The following is a 17,614-nucleotide window of genomic DNA, read 5'->3' on the forward strand; positions in this document are numbered from 1 at the left end:
GCCGATGGCGGCACGGATCCGGCGCCGACGCCCCGCGTACCGGCCCCGCACCCGGACCGCCGTGCGGCGTGAGGCCCGCCCCCGCGGCCGCAAAGAGACCTCAAGAAGGACGAGTTCCGCCCCGGTACCGGCACGCACGGTGTGAGTCCGGAGACCGAGGCGGAGCCTGGTCACAGAAGGAAACCAAAGAATGGCGAACTACACCGCCGCCGACGTCAAGAAGCTCCGCGAGCTCACCGGCGCCGGCATGATGGACTGCAAGAAGGCCCTGGAGGAGTCCGAGGGCGAAGTCGACAAGGCCGTAGAGGTCCTGCGAGTCAAGGGCCAGAAGGGCGTCGCCAAGCGCGAGAGCCGTACGGCGTCGAACGGCGCGCTCGTCGCCCGCATCGCCGACGACAACACCTCCGGTGTGCTCGTCGAGCTCAAGTGCGAGACGGACTTCGTCGCCAAGGGCGACAAGTTTCTCGCCGTCGCCGATGCCATCGCCGCGCACGTCGCCGCCACTTCACCGGCCGACACCACGGCGCTGCTCGCCTCGGAGATCGAGCCCGGCAAGACCGTCCAGGCGTACGTCGACGAGGCCAACGCCAACCTCGGCGAGAAGATCGTGCTGGACCGCTTCGCCCAGTACTCCGGCGCGTACGTCGCCTCCTACCTGCACCGCACGAGCCCGGACCTGCCGCCGCAGGTCGGTGTGCTCGTCGAGCTGGACAAGGAGAACGCGGAGATCGCGAAGGACGTGGCGCAGCACATCGCCGCCTTCGCGCCGAAGTTCCTCACCCGCGACGAGATCCCCGCCGAGACGGTCGAGAACGAGCGCCGTATCGCCGAGGAGACCGCGCGCGAGGAGGGCAAGCCCGAGCAGGCGCTGCCCAAGATCGTCGACGGGCGGGTCAACGGCTTCTTCAAGGAGAACACCCTCCTCGACCAGCCCTTCGCCAAGGACAACAAGAAGACCGTCCAGAAGGTCCTGGAAGAGGCCGGCGTGACGCTGAAGCACTTCGCGCGCTTCCGCGTCGGCGCCTGAGTCCCCGGAGCCTCAGGCCCGGGTGATACCCGCAGCCCGGCCCGTACGAGCATGCCGCCGCGTGAGTACGCGACCGGTACGCGCCCGATAAGGTCGGGCACAGGGCAGTTGTGACGAGGAGGCCATTGCCGCAGCAAGGATTCACGAGATCCGACGGCAGTGGCCTCCTTCGTATGTGCACGAGGAGAGTTGGTTCATGAGTAAGGACAGCGACACATCCGACACAGGCAGGAGCCGCGGCAGCCGCAAACGTTTCCTGCTCAAGCTCTCCGGTGAGGCGTTCGCCGGCGGCGGGGGGCTCGGGGTCGACCCCGACATCGTGCACAAGATGGCCCACGAGATCGCGTCCGTCGTACGGGACGGCGCGGAGCTCGCCGTGGTGATCGGCGGCGGCAACTTCTTCCGGGGCGCCGAGCTCCAGCAGCGCGGCATGGACCGTGCCCGTTCCGACTACATGGGGATGCTCGGCACGGTCATGAACTGCCTGGCGTTGCAGGACTTCCTGGAGAAGGAAGGCATCGACTCCCGGGTGCAGACGGCGATCACCATGGGGCAGGTCGCCGAGCCGTACATTCCGCTGCGAGCCGTACGGCACCTGGAGAAGGGCCGGGTCGTGATCTTCGGCGCCGGTATGGGCATGCCGTACTTCTCCACCGACACCACTGCCGCGCAGCGAGCCCTGGAGATCCACGCCGAGGCGCTGCTGATGGGCAAGAACGGAGTCGACGGCGTCTACGACTCGGATCCCGCGAAGAATCCGGACGCCGTCAAGTTCGACGCCCTGGAGTACGGCGAGGTCATCACGCGCGATCTGAAGGTCGCCGACGCCACGGCCGTCACGCTCTGCCGGGACAACAAACTGCCCATCCTCGTATTCGAGTTGCTCGCCGAGGGCAATATCGCGCGGGCGGTGAAGGGTGAGAAGATCGGCACCCTGGTGAGCAACCAGGGGACGAGAGGCTGACGTTCGCCGTCCGGCGTGCGTCCCCTGCGCGCTCGGTGCCCGTAGGGTGACTCGCCGTCGTACGAACGGCTGGACACGGGGTGGACAACCGCCTGCCGGTCGGACACCGTGCAGGAAACAGGGCTTACCCGCATAGCTCATTCAAGGAAACCAGGAGCACGTGGTGATCGAAGAGACCCTCCTCGAAGCCGAGGAGAAGATGGAGAAGGCGGTCGTGGTCGCCAAGGAGGACTTCGCCGCGATCCGCACCGGCCGTGCGCACCCGGCGATGTTCAACAAGATCGTGGCCGAGTACTACGGCACGATGACGCCGATCAACCAGCTGGCGTCGTTCTCGGTTCCGGAGCCGCGGATGGCGGTGGTGACGCCGTTCGACAAGAGCTCGCTGCGCAACGTCGAGCAGGCGATCCGCGACTCCGACCTGGGCGTCAACCCGTCCAACGACGGCAATATCATCCGGGTGACGTTCCCCGAGCTGACCGAGGAGCGCCGCCGGGAGTACATCAAGGTCGCCAAGGCCAAGGCCGAGGACGCGAAGATCTCGATCCGCAGCATCCGGCGCAAGGCCAAGGAGTCCTTCGAGGCGGCCATCAAGGACGGCGACGTCGGTGAGGACGAGGGCCGCCGGGCCGAGAAGGAGCTGGACGACACCACCTCGAAGTACACGGGACAGGTGGACGAGCTGCTCAAGCACAAGGAAGCCGAGCTGCTCGAGGTCTGAGGTCCCCGAGTGGGGGCCGCCACGGGATCCGTCAGGGATCTGTCCCGGGACCCTCCGGGATCCGTCAGAGGTCTGAGGTCTGAGGCTGCATCTGTGAACGACTCAACGTGGGGAGCCCCGCCCCCGTCGCCCCGCGCCGGATTCCAGGGCGCATCCGAGCAGGGGCGCGCCGCGCCGGGAAGTGCCTTCCAGCCCGGTGCGGGTGAAGCTCCCGCGCACGAGGCGGGCGGTGTGCCGCAGACTCGGCACATGCCCATCGTGTCCGATCCGGGCGGCCCTGGCGGTGGCCACGGCGGCTCCGGTCCTGGCGGCTACGGTTCCCGCTCCGCAGGCGGAGACGGCTTCGGGCGTCCCGGAGACTCCGGCGGTACGAGCGGTACGAGCGGGCCCGGCAGGGGCGGCGGCGACCACGACGGCCGGTATTCCTCCGACCCCGGCCCGGCACCTCTGGGCGGCAAGAAGCGAGCCGGACGGGACCTGCGCGCCGCGATAGGAGTCGGCGTCGGCCTGGGCGTGGTCATCCTCGCCTCCCTCTTCTTCTACAAGCCGGTCTTCCTGGGCGTGATCGTCGTCGCCGTCGTCGTCGGCCTGTGGGAGCTGACCTCGAGGCTCACCGAGCGCAAGGAGATCCAGGCGCCGCTGGTGCCGCTCGCCGTGGGCGGCGCCGCGATGGTGATCGCGGGCTATCTGCGCGGTCCCGAGGGCGCGTGGGTGGTCATGGCGCTGACCGTGCTCGCCGTGCTCGCGTGGCGGATGACCGAAGCACCCGACGACTATCTCCGCGATGTCACGGCCGCCGTCTTCGCCGCCTTCTACGTGCCGTTCCTCGCCACGTTCGTCGCGCTCATGCTCGCCGCCGGCGACGGCCCCTGGCGGGTGCTGACGTTCCTGCTGCTGACGGTCGTCAGCGACACCGGCGCGTACGCGGTCGGCTGGCGTTTCGGGAAGCACAAGCTGGCCCCCAGCATCAGTCCCGGCAAGACCCGTGAGGGACTGGGCGGCGCCGTCGCGTTCTCGATGGGCGCCGGGGCGCTGTGCATGCAGTTCCTCATCGACGGAGGCAGCTGGTGGCAGGGCCTGCTGCTGGGGTTCGCGGTCGCGGTCACCGCCACCCTCGGCGACCTGGGCGAATCCATGATGAAGCGCGACCTCGGCATCAAGGACATGGGCTCGCTGCTCCCCGGCCACGGCGGCATCATGGACCGGCTGGACTCCTTGCTGCCGACGGCTCCCGTGGTCTGGCTGCTCTTCGTCGCCTTCGTCGGCGGCGCCTGACTCCTGGTCCCGCCCTCTCAATCCGCGGACACGGAGCGCCGCGACCGCCGAGACTCGCACGATGGATGCAGGAATCGCAGCGCTGCTCGGCACCGGCCTCGGCTCCATCGCAACCCTGGGTGCGGCGGTGCTCAGTGGGCACTTGCAGTCGCGTTCACAACATGAGCAGGCCAGCCGCCTGCATCGCCGCGACGCCTACACCAAGTACCTCGGTGCGCTCCACGACCGGGACATCGCCATGGACGCCATACTCGGAGCGCTCCAGCCCGGGGCGTCACGTCCCGATGCGGTGGATGAGAAGGTGTCCCACTTCATCGCTCTGGCCCGCGAGGTTCACCGTGCCGCTGAAGTGGTCATCCTCGAAGGCCCGCGACACGTCATCGAAGCCGCGGAGCAGATCACGCACGCGTCCGCTGATCTCTCCGAAGTCATGCAGCGCATGGTCGAGAACGCCCGCTCAGGGAACGACGTTCAGCACGAAGCCGACAGCGCACTGGCCGCGGAGCGGGAACACCGGCTCTACCAGAGCGTCCAGAACTTTCGCGCGACGGCCCGCGAGGCACTCGGCAACGCGGAACAGCACACTCGCTGAGCGTCCGCCTCCGACAGCCGGCGCCGGATGGTGACCACCGTCGCACCGCTCCGGCCCAGGCCACCCCCGGCCGTCTGCGAGACTGGACGGGTTATGCCTGCACCCGGAGAGCTCACATTCGTCGCGCCGCGCGGAGCCGCGAAACCGCCGCGGCACCTTGCCGATCTCACGCCCGCCGAGCGCCGTGAGGCGGTGGCCGGGGCGGGGGAGAAGCCCTTCCGGGCCAAGCAGCTGTCGCAGCACTACTTCTCCCGGCTCGCGCACGAGCCCGAGCAGTGGACCGACATCCCGGCCGCCGCGCGCGGCAAGCTCGCCGAGGCGCTGCTGCCCGACCTCATGAACGTCGTGCGGCACATCAGCTGCGACGACGGCATGACCCGTAAGACGCTGTGGCGGCTGCACGACGGCACGCTCGTGGAGTCGGTCCTGATGCGCTATCCGGACCGGGTCACCATGTGCATCAGTTCGCAGGCGGGCTGCGGCATGAACTGCCCGTTCTGCGCGACCGGTCAGGCGGGTCTCGACCGCAATCTGTCGACGGCCGAGATCGTCCACCAGATCGTCGACGGCGTACGGGCGCTGCGCGACGGCGAGGTCACCGGAGGCACCGGCCGGGCCGACGGCTCCGGGGCAGGCCCGGCGCGGCTGTCGAACATCGTCTTCATGGGCATGGGCGAGCCGCTCGCCAACTACAAGCGCGTCGTGGGAGCCATCCGCCGCCTGACCGATCCGGAGCCCGACGGTCTGGGGCTGTCGCAGCGCGGCATCACGGTCTCGACGGTCGGACTCGTCCCGGCGATGCTGCGGTTCGCCGACGAGGGCTTCAAGTGCCGCCTCGCTGTATCGCTGCACGCACCGGACGACGAGCTGCGCGACACCCTCGTCCCCGTGAACACCCGCTGGAAGGTGCGGGAGGTGCTGGACGCCGCGTGGGAGTACGCGGCGAAGTCCTCGCGTCGAGTCTCCATCGAGTACGCGCTGATCAGGGACATCAACGACCAGGCCTGGCGCGCGGATCTGCTCGGCCGGCTGCTCAAGGGCAAGCCCGTGCACGTCAATCTCATCCCGCTCAATCCGACCCCCGGCTCCAAGTGGACGGCGTCGCGGCCCGAGGACGAGGCCGCGTTCGTTGAGGCGCTGGAGGCGCACGGCGTGCCGGTGACCGTACGGGACACCCGCGGACAGGAGATCGACGGCGCCTGCGGGCAGTTGGCGGCGACGGAGCGCTGAAGCGGCCGCAAGGTCTAAGGTCTCAAGCCGCCGCAGCAGGGCAGCAAGCCCGTAACCGCAAGCCCCTGACCGCAAGCCCGCAGGGCAGGAAGCACGCGCGACGCCCGAAGACGGGTGGCTGATAACCTTCGTCGAAGGGCGCCTTGTCGCAGGCACATCAACCCTTCGTCCGGATCAGGGCTCCCGCAAGAGACAACAGACAACAGACCGACAGGGGAGCGCACTCAGCGCTGAGAGTGCGGCCGTCACGCACGCGCCATGTGCACGCACATGTACGCAGCCAGGTACGGCCCGCAGACCCTCGAACCTCGCCCGGGTCATGCCGGGTAGGAAGTCGATGAGCCGTATGAGCAAGCACGTGCTGCGCGCGGGCGCCGCCGTCACCACGACCGTTCTCGCCCTCACCGGGGTGCTCACCGCCTGCGGATCGGGCGGGGGCGGCGGTGAGGACGACAAGACCGTCACCCTCGTCACCCACGACTCCTTCGCCGTATCCAAGCCCGTACTCGCGGAGTTCACCGAGCGCACCGGCTACAAGGTGAAGGTGCTGCGGGGCGGCGACGCGGGCGCCGCCGTCAACCAGGCCGTGCTCAACAAGGGCAATCCGCAGGGCGACGTCTTCTTCGGCGTCGACAACACCCTGCTGTCAAGGGCCCTCGGCAAGGGCGTCTTCAGCCCGTACAAGGCCGACGGCCTCGGCCACGTACCGGAGAAGCTGCAACTCGACGCGAAGCGGCACCGAGTCACGCCCGTCGACTCCGGCGAGATATGCGTGAACTACGACCGGAAGTGGTTCGAGAAGCGGCACTTGGCGCCGCCCCGGTCCCTGGGCGACCTCGCGGATCCCGAGTACAAGAACCTCCTCGTCACCCCGAACGCCGCAACGTCCTCGCCCGGCCTGGGATTTCTGCTGGCCACCGTCGATAAGTACGGGAAGGACGGCTGGAAGGGCTACTGGAAGAAGCTGCGTGCGAACGGCGTCGAAGTCGTCGACGGCTGGGAGCAGGCGTACAACGACCGTTTCAGCGGCTCGAACGGCGGCAAGGGCAAGGGCGACCGCCCGCTCGTCGTCTCCTACGCGACCAGCCCGCCCGCCGAGGTGATCGGCAAGAAGCCGCTGCCGGCGAAGGCACCGACGGGCGTCGCGGACCGGACGTGCTTCCAGCAGACGGAGTTCGCCGGGCTGCTGGACGGCGCACGCAACGCCAAGGGCGGCAAGGCGCTGCTCGACTACATGCTGAGCAGGAAGTTCCAGGAGGACCTGCCGCTTCAGATGTTCGTCGACCCCGCCCGCGAAGACGCCGAAGTACCCGAGGTGTTCAGGAAGTACGGGGGCAGGGTGGAGGGCGCCGCCGCCATGGACCCGGCTGAGATCGACGCGCACCGCGAAGAGTGGATCAAGTCGTGGACGTCGCTCGTCGTGAAGTAGCGGAGCAACCGGCGGGCGCGGAGCGGGAGTCGGAGCCGGTGACCGGAGGCCCGGCGCCGAGGCGGCCGCGCGGCGTCGACGGTACGGGAGGCAGCGGCACCCGTACGGGCAGGAGTGCCCGTACGGGCACGGGATCGGGCAGGGGCAGCGGCAGGGGCATGGGAAGCGCCGTGCGTCTCGCGTTGATGGCGCCGCCCGTCGCCTTCTTCGCGGTCTTCTTCGCCTACCCCGTGGCGGCGATCGTCGCGCGCGGCCTGCGCGACGGGAGCACCGGCGGCTGGCGTCCGGGGCACCTTACCCAGGTCGTCTCCGACCCGGACACCCTCCACGTGCTGTGGTTCACGGTCTGGCAGGCGGCGGCCTCGACCGCGTGCACGCTGGCGCTCGCGCTGCCCGCGGCGTATGTCTTCGCGCGGTTCGACTTCCCGGGGAAACAGCTGCTGCGCGCCGTCGTCACCGTCCCGTTCGTACTGCCGACGGTCGTCGTGGGCTCGGCGTTCCTGGCGCTGCTGGGGCGCGGTGGCCTGCTGGACGAGTGGGTCGGGCTGCGCCTCGACTCCGGTGTCTGGGCGATCCTCCTCGCCCACGTCTTCATCAACTACGCGGTCGTCGTACGGACCGTCGGCGGCCTCTGGTCCCAGCTCGACCCGCGCCAGGAGGAGGCCGCGCGGGTGCTCGGTGCGAGCCGCTTCGCGGCGTGGCGCCGCGTCACGCTGCCCGCGCTCGCACCGTCGGTCGCCGCCGCCGCACTGATCGTCTTCCTCTTCACCTTCACGTCCTTCGGCGTGATCCAGGTGCTCGGCGGTCCCCGCTACGCCACGCTCGAAGTCGAGATCTACCGGCAGACCGCCGCACTGCTCGACCTGCCGACGGCCGCCGTTCTCACGCTGATCCAGTTCGCGACGGTCACGGCGCTGCTGGCCGTGCACGCGCGCACCATGCGTAGGCGGCAGTCCGCGCTGAGCATGGTCCCCGCCGAGCAGACCGCGCGGCGGCCCCGCGGAGCCGTGGAGTGGGTGCTGCCGGGTGCCGTACTGGCGGTGACCGCGCTGCTGGTCCTCGTGCCGCTCGCCGTGCTGACGCTGCGCTCCTTCGACGGGCCCGACGGCTACGGACTCGCCAACTACCGTGCGCTGGGGCGGATTACGGACGGCGGCACGACCACCGCCACCTTCACCGTGCCGCCCGTGGACGCCGTCGGGAACTCCCTCGCGTACGCCGCCGTCGCGACGCTGATCGCGCTCGTCATCGGGGGGCTCGCGGCCGCGGCACTGACCGTACGGACGGGGGCGGCTGCGGGCACGGGCGCCGGGGCGGGAGCCGCGAACGGGCGCTCCGGGGCCGAAGGCGGCAGCGAGGGAGCGGTCGGCCGGCTGGTGCGCGGCTTCGACTCCATGCTGATGCTCCCGCTCGGCACGTCAGCGGTCACCGTCGGCTTCGGCTTCCTCGTCGCGCTCGACGAACCGCCGCTGGACCTGCGTTCGTCGTGGATGATCGTCCCCGTGGCGCAGGCACTGGTCGGCGTTCCCTTCGTGATACGGACGCTGCTGCCGGTGCTGCGGGCCGTCGACGTACGGCTGCGTGAGGCCGCGGCCGTGCTCGGCGCCTCGCCGCTGCGGGCGTGGCGCGAGGTGGATCTGCCCTTGGTCGGCCGTGCGCTGGTCGTCGCCGCGGGCTTCGCCTTCGCGGTCTCGCTCGGCGAGTTCGGCGCGACGGTGTTCATCGCCCGTCCCGACGCACCGACCCTCCCCGTGGCCGTGGCCCGCTTCCTGGGCCGGGCCGGTGAGGTCAACTACGGGCAGGCGATGGCGATGAGCACACTGCTGATGCTCGTGTGCGCGGTGACGCTCCTCGCGCTGGAACGGATACGCACCCATCCCTCGGGGGAGTTCTGATGCTGCGACTCGACGGTGTGACCGCCGGTTTCGGCGCCGGGCGGCGCGCACTGGACGGCGTGGACCTGGAGGTCGCGGACCACGAGACGGTGTGCGTCCTCGGCCCCAGCGGAAGCGGCAAGTCGACGCTGCTGCGCGTCATAGCCGGGCTGCACGCCCCGGACTCGGGGCGGGTCGTGCTCAACGGGCAGGACCAGGCCGGTGTGCCGCCGCACCGCCGGGAAGTCGGGCTGATGTTCCAGGACCACCAGCTCTTCCCCCAGCGCGACGTGGGCGGCAACGTCGAGTTCGGCCTGCGCATGCGCGGTACCGGCCGGCGCGAGACGGACGAGCGCGTCGACGAACTGCTCGGCCTCGTCGGCCTCCCCGGCGCCCGGCGGCGCGCGGTCACCTCCCTGTCCGGCGGCGAACAGCAGCGCGTCGCCCTGGCGCGGGCGCTTGCACCGCAGCCGCGGCTGCTGATGCTGGACGAGCCGCTCGGTCAGCTGGACCGGGGACTGCGCGAACGCCTCGTCGTCGAACTCCGCGCGCTCTTCCGCCGGTTGCGCACCACCGTGCTGGCCGTCACGCACGACCAGGCGGAGGCGTTCGTACTGGCCGACCGCGTCGTCGTGATGAACGAAGGCCGCGTCGCGCAGGCGGGCACGCCGCTGGAGGTGTGGCTGCGGCCCGCCTCCGAATTCGTCGCCCGTTTCCTCGGATTCGACAACGTCGTGGACGCGACGGTCCACGGCGGCGCCGCCGAGACGCCGTGGGGCAAGCTGCCCGTAGAGGACGGCACTCCGGAGGGCGCGTGCCGACTGCTCGTACGCCCTGGCGCCGTGCGGCTCACCGAACCGGAGGACGGGCTGGCGTGCACCGTCGAGGCGCGCACCTTCCGTGGTGGCGACGCGGGAGCGGTGACGCTGTTGCTCAGCCCGGACAGCGGCCCGCGGCTGGAGGCCGCCTGCGCACTGCGTGAGGCGCCGGAGCCGGGGACCCGCGTCGGTGTCACCTTCCCCGACGGGCGGGACGTGGTGCGGCTCGGCGCAGGGTCAGGGGCGAGGGCCGACTGACAAGTGACACAAGCGACACAAGTGACAACTGGCGGACGGCAGTTGAGGGATGACGACTGGCAGATAACAGCTGACGGATGACAAACGCCGTCAGCTGTCAGCTGTCAGCTGTCAGCTGTCAGCTGTCATCTGCCATCCGTCATCGGTGGTCTGTCATCTGTCGCCCGTCATCGGCCGCCTGTCACCTGCAAGCCGCCATCCGTCATCCGTCCGCTGTCAGCCGCGCCAGGGTCTCCGGGACCTCCTCGACCGACGCCGCCAGGGCGATCCGTGAGGCCATCGGCCTTTCCCGGGCCAGCGCCTGAAGCAGTGGCCAGCACGGCAGCGTCCGCGTCCAGTGCTCCTCGTCGACCAGCACCATCGGCGTCGGGGCGCCGCGCGACTGGTAGTAGTTCGGCGTCGCGTTGTCGAAGATCTCCTGTACGGTGCCGGCCGCGCCCGGCAGGAAGACCACGCCCGCGTTCGACCGTGCCAGCAGGCCGTCCTCACGTACCGCGTTGACGAAGTACTTCGCGATGTGCTGCGCGAACGCGTTCGGCGGCTCGTGTCCGTAGAACCACGTCGGGATCCCCACCGACGCACCGCCCCCGGGCCAGCCCTCCCGTACCTCGAAGGCCGCACGCGCCCACTCGCCCACCGACGCCGCGAAGTCCGGCGCCGCCGAGAGCATCTCCAGCGCCTTGCTCAGCATTCCGTCCTCGAAGGGCGCCGAGTACGCACCGAGGTTGGCGGCCTCCATCGCACCCGGGCCGCCACCCGTCGCGACGGTGTGCCCGGCGCGGGCGAGAGCGCGTCCGAGGTGCGCGGCGCCCGCGTACGCATCGCTGCCGCGCGCCAGCTTGTGGCCTCCCATGACGCCCACCACCCGTGCGCCGACGAGCTGTTCGTCGAGGGCGTCGGAGATCGCGTCGTCGTGCACGGCGCGGAGCATCGAGGAGAAGACGTCGCCGTCGTTCTTCGTCCGCTGGAACCAGTCGTACGAGCGGGCGTCGGGTGTCCGCTCGTATCCGCCCGCGAGTCCGTCGAAGAGCTCTTCGGGAGCGTAGAGCCGCCCACGGTACGGGTCGAACGGCAGCCCCGGCACCGGCGGGAAGACCAGCCCGCCGCTCTCCTGCACCCGCAGTACCGACTCCGCGGCCATCGCACAGCCCAGGAAGACGGCGCCCTCGGTCTCTGCCGAGGCCAGAGCCGCGCCCCGTTCCCGCAGGTCTACCGACTGCACTCGCCAGCCGCTGAGCGAACCGGTCGCCTCCACGACGTCGTCGAACTCTTCGAGGGTCTCTATCTCGTGGTCGAGCATCCGCTCAGCGTAGGCGTCACGCGGCCGGGGCGGCTCCGCTTGTGCTAAAGGCGGGCCCTTGCTGGATGCGAAAGGCGGCCCCCTCTACTGGAAAGGGGGCCGCCTCTGGTGCTCCGGCGGAAGCGGTGGACGACGGCGCAACATCGGCACCGCCGCCAGCCAGTGCCGCCTCAGGACGTAAGCGGAAGCGCGGCGAGCTGTCCCACCGCCCAGGTCAGCGCGCCCAGTACGCCGCACACGACGATCGCGCGGAGCGCCGCCGCCCCGCGCAGCAGCCGTCGCGGAGCGCCGAGCTTGACCAGGGCGGCGTTGGCGGGTTTGCGAGCCGCGCGTGACTCCGCTGCCGCCGTCAGCGCGCTCGCCGTGACGCAGACGACCACCAGCGCGGCTCCGAGCAGCGTCAGCGGCCCGAACATCCGCGCACCGGCCTGCGGTGATGCGCCGTAGAGTTCGGAGGCCGCCAGTCCGCCCGCGGCCACCGCGCACAGCACGCCCAGCGGCCGTCCGATGCGCGCCGACTCCTGCTGGAGCACCCGCCCCGCCAGCAGGCGTACGGCACCGGGCCTGCCGACGGACAGCAACCGCCCGCACAGCTGGGTGAGTCCGGGGCCGGCCAGTACGAGACCCATCGCGGTGAGCAGCCAGCCGCCCAGCACGCCGGGCGCGCTGTTGGACAGCACGGCCGACAGCGACAGCGGCTTGGGCGACCGGCTCGCGTATGTCTCCGCCGCGAGCCCCGCCGCCATGAACGCGGCGCCCCACGGCAGGGTGACCGACGCGGGAAGCGAGCCGGGCAGGATCCGCAGGGGCTGTCCGTCACGGTCGTCTGCCGCGTGCTCCCGTTGTCCCTCCGCATTTCCGTCCGCTACGGCACGGGCGGTGTGCGCACCGCCGGCCCCGCCGCCGACGCCGACGGAGCCCCCGCCGGCGCCCGCCGTGCCGCCCGCCAATGCCGGCAGCACACCGGGCCGCGTCGCCAACGCCGCGGCGCACGCGGCCGCCAGCGGCGGAACGCACAGCAGCACGACCGTCGCGGCGACGGGCAGCGGACGGTCGGCGGCCAGCATCCGCATCGCGGCCCCGCCGAAGGGCGCCGACGCCAGCTGCCCGCGCAGATAGAGATAGATCACGAGCGCCACGGCGCTGCCCAGCAGGGACGACATGGCGGTCGAGGCGGCGGCGAGCACCGGGACCCGCGCCGGTCCGATGCCGGCGGCGTCCAGTGCGGAACGCGACCGCGAGCCCGGTTCCGTACGGGCGACCGCCGCGGCGAACTGCACTGCCGCCGCGAGCGGTACGAGACACCACACCAGCCGGACCAGCGAACCGCCGGGCTGCTGCGGGTGGGAGAGGGCATGACTCAGGGCGGCGAGAAGCAGGAATCCCACGACGGACGTCGCGCACGCCACCAGCAGGCGGCGCAGCAGCGTCAGCGGGTGACCCCCGCGGGTCAGACGGAGAGCGAGCACGCGGCACCCTTGGAGTCTTCGCCGTCCGAGTCGCCGTCGCCCGTGGCCATGCCCTTGCCACCGGCTTCGCCGTCCCCGCCGTTGTCGTCGCCGTCGCCCGTGGTCGTGCCGCCGGGGGCCGGGGGGACCAGGCCGCCGTCGAGCCGTCCGTCGACGAGCGTGAGGTTGCGGTCCGCGAGCGTGGGTCCCACCGCGTCCGCCGCCTCCGGGTCTCCCGGTGTCACCTTCGGCAGCATCACCGCCGGGTCGTGGGTGGTGAGCACCACGGTGATGTCGTGGGTACGGGCTGCGGTGGTCAGGGTGCGCAGCACCTGGGCGCGCTCCGCCTGGTGCAGCGGGGCGGTCGGCTCGTCGGCGAAGACGATCGCGGGGGCGGGCGCGAGGGCGCGGGCGATGGCCACGCGCTGACGCTGCGACTGGCGCAGTGCCGAGGGGCGCTTGCGCGCGCAGTCGCCGACGTCGAGCCGTTCCAGCCACTCGACGGCTGCCTTGCGGGCGGCGCGTGAACCGGCGCCGCACAGCAGCATCGGCAGCGCGGCGTTCTCCCATGCGGTCAGTTCCGGGATGAGCTGCGGTTCGCTGCCGACCCAGCCGAAGCGGTCGCGCCGCAGCCGTTCGCGCGAGGTGCGGGAGAGGGTGTGCACGGGCACGCTGTTGAACCAGATCTCACCGTCGTGCGGGGTGAGTTGACCCGACAGGCAGCTCAGCAGAGTCGTCTTGCCGCTGCCTCGGGGTCCGGTGACGGAGACGATCTCGCCGGCGCGGACGCCGATCGATACGCCTTGAAGTGCGGGGGAACCGCCGTACGAGTAATGCAGTCCGCGTGCCCAGAGCACGTCGTTGTCCGGGGGTGCTGCCACTGAGGGCACCTCCACTCACCTTGGCTCTGCTGGTCCCTGCCCGGCCCTGTCCCACGGAAGGGTGAAGAGGGGCCCCGGGCGGTCGGTCACAGGAACCGTAAGGAGAGGGTGGCGGCCATCCGTCGCCATCCGCCGGGGCGCGGCGCAGATTCCACCGAACGGGCCTCGCAGATGGCCCCGCCAGTTCGCGTCCTCCGCGGCCCTGCCCGGGCCTCGCCGCGGGCCCGGCCCGCCGGGACGGGCCGGGCCCGGGGACGGCGGCTCAGTCCTCGTTCGTGAGGTGGGTCGGGGCGAACATCCGCAGTTCGGCGGGGAGGACCACCACCGAGGGGCCGGGGGCCGCGAGCGCCGCCGACAGGTCCTCGCGTAGCCGGTCCGGTGCGGTGCGGACCGCGGGGACGCCGAACGACTCCGCGAGCGCGACGAAGTCGGGCCGGGCCAGTTCGGTGCCGGTCGTCTCGCCGAAGGCCTCGTTCATGTACGTACGGAGGATGCCGTAGCCGCCGTCGTCGACGATGAGCCAGGTCACGGGGAGGCCGTACTGGCGGGCGGTGGCGAGTTCGGCGATGGAGTACATGGCGCCGCCGTCGCCCGAGACGGCGAGGACCGGGGTGCTGCGCGCGGGGTCCGCGGCGGCGGCGCCGAGCGCGGCGGGGAAGCCGTAGCCGAGGCCGCCGGCTCCCTGGGCGGAGTGCATGGCGCCCTCTCGGGGGTCGAAGGCCGACCATGCCCAGTACGCGAGGATCGTCATGTCCCAGAAGCTGGGCGAGTCGTCCGGGAGGGCGTGGCGCACGGCGCCCAGCACGCGCTGTTCGAGGTCGAGGCCCTGGGAGTCGAGCCGGGCGTGGACACGTTCCAGCAGCGCGGCCACCTCAGCTTCTGCCCGGCCCGCCGGGCGCGGGACGACGGCGGCGGCGAGGGCTTCGAGTGCCGAGCGGGCGTCGGCGTGGATGCCGAGGGCGGGGTGGTTGGCCTCCAGCTTGCCCAGGTCTGCCTCGATGTGGACGACGCGGCCGCGGGGCGCGAACGTGTGGTAGTTGGAGGAGAGTTCGCCGAGTCCGGAGCCGACGACGAGCAGCACGTCGGCGCCCGCGAGGAAGTCGGTCGTGTGCCGGTCCTCCAGCCAGGAGCCGAGCGAGAGCCGGTGGCCGACGGGGAAGGCGCCCTTTCCGCCGAAGGTGGTGGCGACGGGGGCGTCCAGGGCATCCGCGAGTGCCAGCAGCTGTGCCTGGGCCCCGGCGCGTACGACGCCGCCTCCGGCGAGCACGGCCGGGCGCTCGGCCGCGTTGAGCAACGCCGCGGCGCGCGCCGTGAGTTCGGGCCGGTCGGGCAGCGGGCGTGGCCGCGCCGGACCGTCCGCGGCGCCGAGCGAGCCGGGGCGCGGCACGTCGGTGGGCGCGAGGAGGACGTCCTGCGGGATCTCGACCCAGACCGGCCCGCAGGGGGCCTCCAGCGCGTCGGCCCATGCCGCCGCGAGCGCCGAGGGGATCTGCGAGACGGCCCGCACCGTACGCACGGACTTCACGACGTCGCGGAACGAGGCCTGCTGGTCGCGGAGTTCGTGCAGATACCCCTTGCGTCCGCCGCCCAGGCCGGACGTCGGCACCTGGCTGCTGATGCCCAGTACGGGCGCCGACGCCGCCGCCGACTCCTGGAGCGCGGCGAGCGACATCAGCGCACCGGGCCCGGTGGAGATCAGCAGCGGTGTGACGGTGCCGGTGACGCGGGCGTACGCGTCGGCGGCGAAGCCCGCGTTGTTCTCCATTCGCAGGCCCACGTATGACAGCGGGGAGCGGCGTACGGCGTCGAAGGCGCCGAGCGCGTGCTGCCCGGGCAGTCCGAAGATGGTGCGCGCGCCGAGGGCGGTGAGGGATTCGGCGACGAGATCGCCGCCCGTGCGGACCGCGGCGGCCGGCGAAGCGGGGGGCGCGGACGGGGACTCGGAGGGAGATGCCTGGGCCATGCGGGGGCTCGGGCCTTTCGACGTCGGGACAGGGACGGCCGGGTGGGGGCGGGTGCCGGTGAGGTGCGGGTGAGGTGCGGGTGAGGTGCGCGGTCAGACTCCGGCGGGGGCGCCGCTGCCGGGCTTTCCGCCCGCGTCCTCCGCGCCCGCTGCGCCTGCTGCGTCCGCCGCGTCCGGTTCCGCTTCCGCCCCGGTGCTCGTACGGCCCGCGAGCCGGGCACGCCACTCGGCCAGCACCGCCGGATCCGTCGGCTTCCCCGCCAGGCTGACCACGACGTATGCGAGCAGCGAGGCCAACAGCCCGTAGTAGATGGCCTCGTTGGCGAGCACGCCCTTCCAGACCATCATCGCGACGACCGCCGTACCGCCGACGGCCACGGCCGACAGCGCCCCGTTCGCGGTGCCGCGCTTCCAGACGAGGCCGCCGAGGATCGGCACCAGCAGCCCGCCGACGAGCAGGTTGTACGCCACGGTCAGTGCCTCTACGACGTCGTTGAGCGCGATGGATATCACCACGACCGCCAGGCCCATGATCAGGATGAAGACGCGGTTGCCGCGCACCTCGTCATGGCCTCCGCCGCCGCCCGCTTCGTCCGCCGCGGCGGGCTCGGGCGGTGTGCGGCGCAGCCGCTTCCAGATGTCGTTGTTGGCGACGGTCGCGCACGCGATCAGTGCGCCCGACGAGGTCGACATCACCGCGGAGAGCGCCGCGGCCAGCACCAGGCCCTTCACCCCGACCGGCAGCGCCTCGCCGACGATCGTGGCGAAGGCGGCGTCGGGGCTGTCCAGCTTCGGGAAGAGCGCCTTGGCGGAGGTGCCGATCACGGCGCCGGCGACCGCGTAGACGAGGCAGTAGACACCGGCCACGGAGCCGCCGTTGCGCGCGACGGTGTCGCTGCGCGCGGTGAACACGCGCTGCCAGATGTCCTGCCCGATGAGCATGCCGAACGAGTAGATCAGCACGTATGTGAAGACCGTCTCCACGCCGATGTTCATGGGGGCGAAGTAGTCGTCCGGCAACTGCTTCTGCATGCCGTCGATGCCGCCCGCCTTCCACACGGCGATGGGCAGCAGCAGAAGCAGCACGCCGACCGACTTGACCACGAACTGCGCCATGTCCGTCAGCGTGATCGACCACATGCCGCCGAGCGTCGAGTACGCGATGACGATGCCGCCCCCGAGCATGATCGCCAGGGTGCGGTCCAGCCCGAAGATGACGTCGAAGATCGTGGCGTAGGCGATCGTGGATGTGACGGCGAGCATCAGCGTGTACGCCCACATCACCGCGCCCGAGATCACCGAGGACGAGCCGCCGTACCGCAGGTCGAGCATCTGGCTGACCGTGTAGACCTTCAGCCGCGAGATGCGGGCGGAGAAGAACAGGCTCAGGGCCAGCAGTCCGAAGCCGATCGCGAACACCAGCCAGGCGCCGGAGAGTCCGTACTGGTAGCCCAGTCCGACCCCGCCGATCGTCGAGGCGCCGCCGAGCACGATCGCCGCCATCGTGCCGGAGTACATGGCCGGGCCGAGGCGGCGGCCCGCGACGAGGAAGTCGCTCTTGGACTTGGCGCGGCGCATGCCCCACCAGCCGACGGCGAGCATGCCCACGAGATAGATGATGATCACTGCGTAGTCGACGGCCATGAGCGCTCCTCGGACCGAGCGGAGGGAGGGGAGAAGGGGGGGGAGGGGAAGGCGGAGAGGGGAGATGCGGGGGGGGGGTGTCCCTATGGGTTTCGTCAACCCGTGGGGGTGGGCTTGGGGTCGTAGAAGGTGCCGTCGCGGAGCATGGCGAAGAGCACGTCGGCTCGTCGTCTCGCGAGGCAGAGGAGGG

Annotated in this window: 14 protein-coding genes and 1 riboswitch; of the genes, 9 read left to right on the top strand and 5 right to left on the bottom strand. The window is 71.3% G+C overall.

Annotated elements, in window-relative coordinates:
- Nucleotides 1-190 precede the first annotated feature (190 nt).
- From tsf to HCC61_RS20880, 9 genes are all read left to right on the top strand, one after another.
- Nucleotides 191-1,027, top strand: coding sequence for a translation elongation factor Ts (gene tsf / locus HCC61_RS20840; protein WP_169137488.1), 837 nt, complete (start codon nucleotides 191-193; stop codon nucleotides 1,025-1,027).
- A 196-nt stretch (nucleotides 1,028-1,223) separates the two neighbouring features.
- The gene (pyrH, locus tag HCC61_RS20845; RefSeq protein WP_169137490.1) at nucleotides 1,224-1,991 is read left to right on the top strand and encodes a UMP kinase; all 768 of its coding nucleotides are present in this window, start codon (nucleotides 1,224-1,226) and stop codon (nucleotides 1,989-1,991) included.
- A 163-nt stretch (nucleotides 1,992-2,154) separates the two neighbouring features.
- Complete coding sequence (frr, locus tag HCC61_RS20850) at nucleotides 2,155-2,712, top strand: ribosome recycling factor (RefSeq protein ID WP_169137492.1); 558 nt, start codon at nucleotides 2,155-2,157, stop codon at nucleotides 2,710-2,712.
- 93 nt (nucleotides 2,713-2,805) lie between these two features.
- On the top strand, nucleotides 2,806-3,987 hold the full coding sequence (locus HCC61_RS20855) for a phosphatidate cytidylyltransferase (protein WP_169137494.1): 1,182 nt from the start codon (nucleotides 2,806-2,808) through the stop codon (nucleotides 3,985-3,987).
- Nucleotides 3,988-4,048: 61 nt separating this feature from the next.
- Nucleotides 4,049-4,579 (top strand): proline dehydrogenase, encoded by a 531-nt coding sequence (locus HCC61_RS20860; protein WP_169137496.1) that lies wholly within the window; start codon nucleotides 4,049-4,051, stop codon nucleotides 4,577-4,579.
- Between the two features lie 93 nt (nucleotides 4,580-4,672).
- On the top strand, nucleotides 4,673-5,809 hold the full coding sequence (rlmN, locus tag HCC61_RS20865; RefSeq protein ID WP_169137498.1) for a 23S rRNA (adenine(2503)-C(2))-methyltransferase RlmN: 1,137 nt from the start codon (nucleotides 4,673-4,675) through the stop codon (nucleotides 5,807-5,809).
- Between the two features lie 202 nt (nucleotides 5,810-6,011).
- Nucleotides 6,012-6,159, top strand: a riboswitch (TPP riboswitch).
- A complete protein-coding gene (locus tag HCC61_RS20870; protein WP_169137499.1) occupies nucleotides 6,156-7,238 on the top strand; it encodes a thiamine ABC transporter substrate-binding protein in 1,083 nt (360 codons plus the stop codon). (Overlaps the previous riboswitch by 4 nt.)
- Nucleotides 7,239-7,423: 185 nt before the next feature.
- Nucleotides 7,424-9,133 carry an iron ABC transporter permease gene (locus HCC61_RS20875; RefSeq protein WP_206322812.1) on the top strand — a complete coding sequence of 570 codons (1,710 nt, stop codon included), beginning with the start codon at nucleotides 7,424-7,426 and terminating at the stop codon, nucleotides 9,131-9,133.
- Entirely contained in the window at nucleotides 9,133-10,188 is a 1,056-nt protein-coding gene (locus tag HCC61_RS20880) for an ABC transporter ATP-binding protein (RefSeq protein WP_169137500.1), read from the top strand. Before HCC61_RS20875 ends, HCC61_RS20880 begins: the two co-directional genes overlap by 1 nt.
- Nucleotides 10,189-10,390: 202 nt before the next feature.
- On the opposite strand, the gene HCC61_RS20885 is transcribed toward HCC61_RS20880, so the two are convergent.
- The 5 genes from HCC61_RS20885 to HCC61_RS20905 all read right to left on the bottom strand — a co-directional run bounded on the left by HCC61_RS20885 (nucleotide 10,391) and on the right by HCC61_RS20905 (nucleotide 17,424).
- Nucleotides 10,391-11,488, bottom strand: coding sequence for an LOG family protein (locus HCC61_RS20885; RefSeq protein ID WP_169137501.1), 1,098 nt, complete (start codon nucleotides 11,486-11,488; stop codon nucleotides 10,391-10,393).
- Nucleotides 11,489-11,658: 170 nt separating this feature from the next.
- Nucleotides 11,659-12,957 (bottom strand): hypothetical protein, encoded by a 1,299-nt coding sequence (locus HCC61_RS20890; protein ID WP_169137502.1) that lies wholly within the window; start codon nucleotides 12,955-12,957, stop codon nucleotides 11,659-11,661.
- Nucleotides 12,939-13,817, bottom strand: coding sequence for an ATP-binding cassette domain-containing protein (locus HCC61_RS20895; RefSeq protein WP_169137503.1), 879 nt, complete (start codon nucleotides 13,815-13,817; stop codon nucleotides 12,939-12,941). Before HCC61_RS20895 ends, HCC61_RS20890 begins: the two co-directional genes overlap by 19 nt.
- A 262-nt stretch (nucleotides 13,818-14,079) precedes the next feature.
- On the bottom strand, nucleotides 14,080-15,780 hold the full coding sequence (locus HCC61_RS20900) for a thiamine pyrophosphate-binding protein (protein WP_169137504.1): 1,701 nt from the start codon (nucleotides 15,778-15,780) through the stop codon (nucleotides 14,080-14,082).
- 93 nt (nucleotides 15,781-15,873) lie between these two features.
- Nucleotides 15,874-17,424 (bottom strand): sodium:solute symporter, encoded by a 1,551-nt coding sequence (locus HCC61_RS20905; protein ID WP_169137505.1) that lies wholly within the window; start codon nucleotides 17,422-17,424, stop codon nucleotides 15,874-15,876.
- Nucleotides 17,425-17,614 lie beyond the last annotated feature (190 nt).

Source organism: Streptomyces sp. HNM0575, assembly GCF_012726265.1.
Taxonomy (GTDB): domain Bacteria; phylum Actinomycetota; class Actinomycetes; order Streptomycetales; family Streptomycetaceae; genus Streptomyces.

Bases quoted from the DNA above. Each gene is read 5' to 3' on its own strand.
- HCC61_RS20905 (WP_169137505.1), bottom strand. From the start codon at position 17,424: ATGGCCGTCGACTACGCAGTGATCATCATCTATCTCGTGGGCATGCTC.
- pyrH (WP_169137490.1), top strand. From the start codon at position 1,224: ATGAGTAAGGACAGCGACACATCCGACACAGGCAGGAGCCGCGGCAGC.
- HCC61_RS20900 (WP_169137504.1), bottom strand. From the start codon at position 15,780: ATGGCCCAGGCATCTCCCTCCGAGTCCCCGTCCGCGCCCCCCGCTTCG.
- HCC61_RS20880 (WP_169137500.1), top strand. From the start codon at position 9,133: ATGCTGCGACTCGACGGTGTGACCGCCGGTTTCGGCGCCGGGCGGCGC.
- rlmN (WP_169137498.1), top strand. From the start codon at position 4,673: ATGCCTGCACCCGGAGAGCTCACATTCGTCGCGCCGCGCGGAGCCGCG.
- HCC61_RS20870 (WP_169137499.1), top strand. From the start codon at position 6,156: ATGAGCAAGCACGTGCTGCGCGCGGGCGCCGCCGTCACCACGACCGTT.
- HCC61_RS20860 (WP_169137496.1), top strand. From the start codon at position 4,049: ATGGATGCAGGAATCGCAGCGCTGCTCGGCACCGGCCTCGGCTCCATC.
- HCC61_RS20875 (WP_206322812.1), top strand. From the start codon at position 7,424: ATGGCGCCGCCCGTCGCCTTCTTCGCGGTCTTCTTCGCCTACCCCGTG.
- tsf (WP_169137488.1), top strand. From the start codon at position 191: ATGGCGAACTACACCGCCGCCGACGTCAAGAAGCTCCGCGAGCTCACC.
- HCC61_RS20885 (WP_169137501.1), bottom strand. From the start codon at position 11,488: ATGCTCGACCACGAGATAGAGACCCTCGAAGAGTTCGACGACGTCGTG.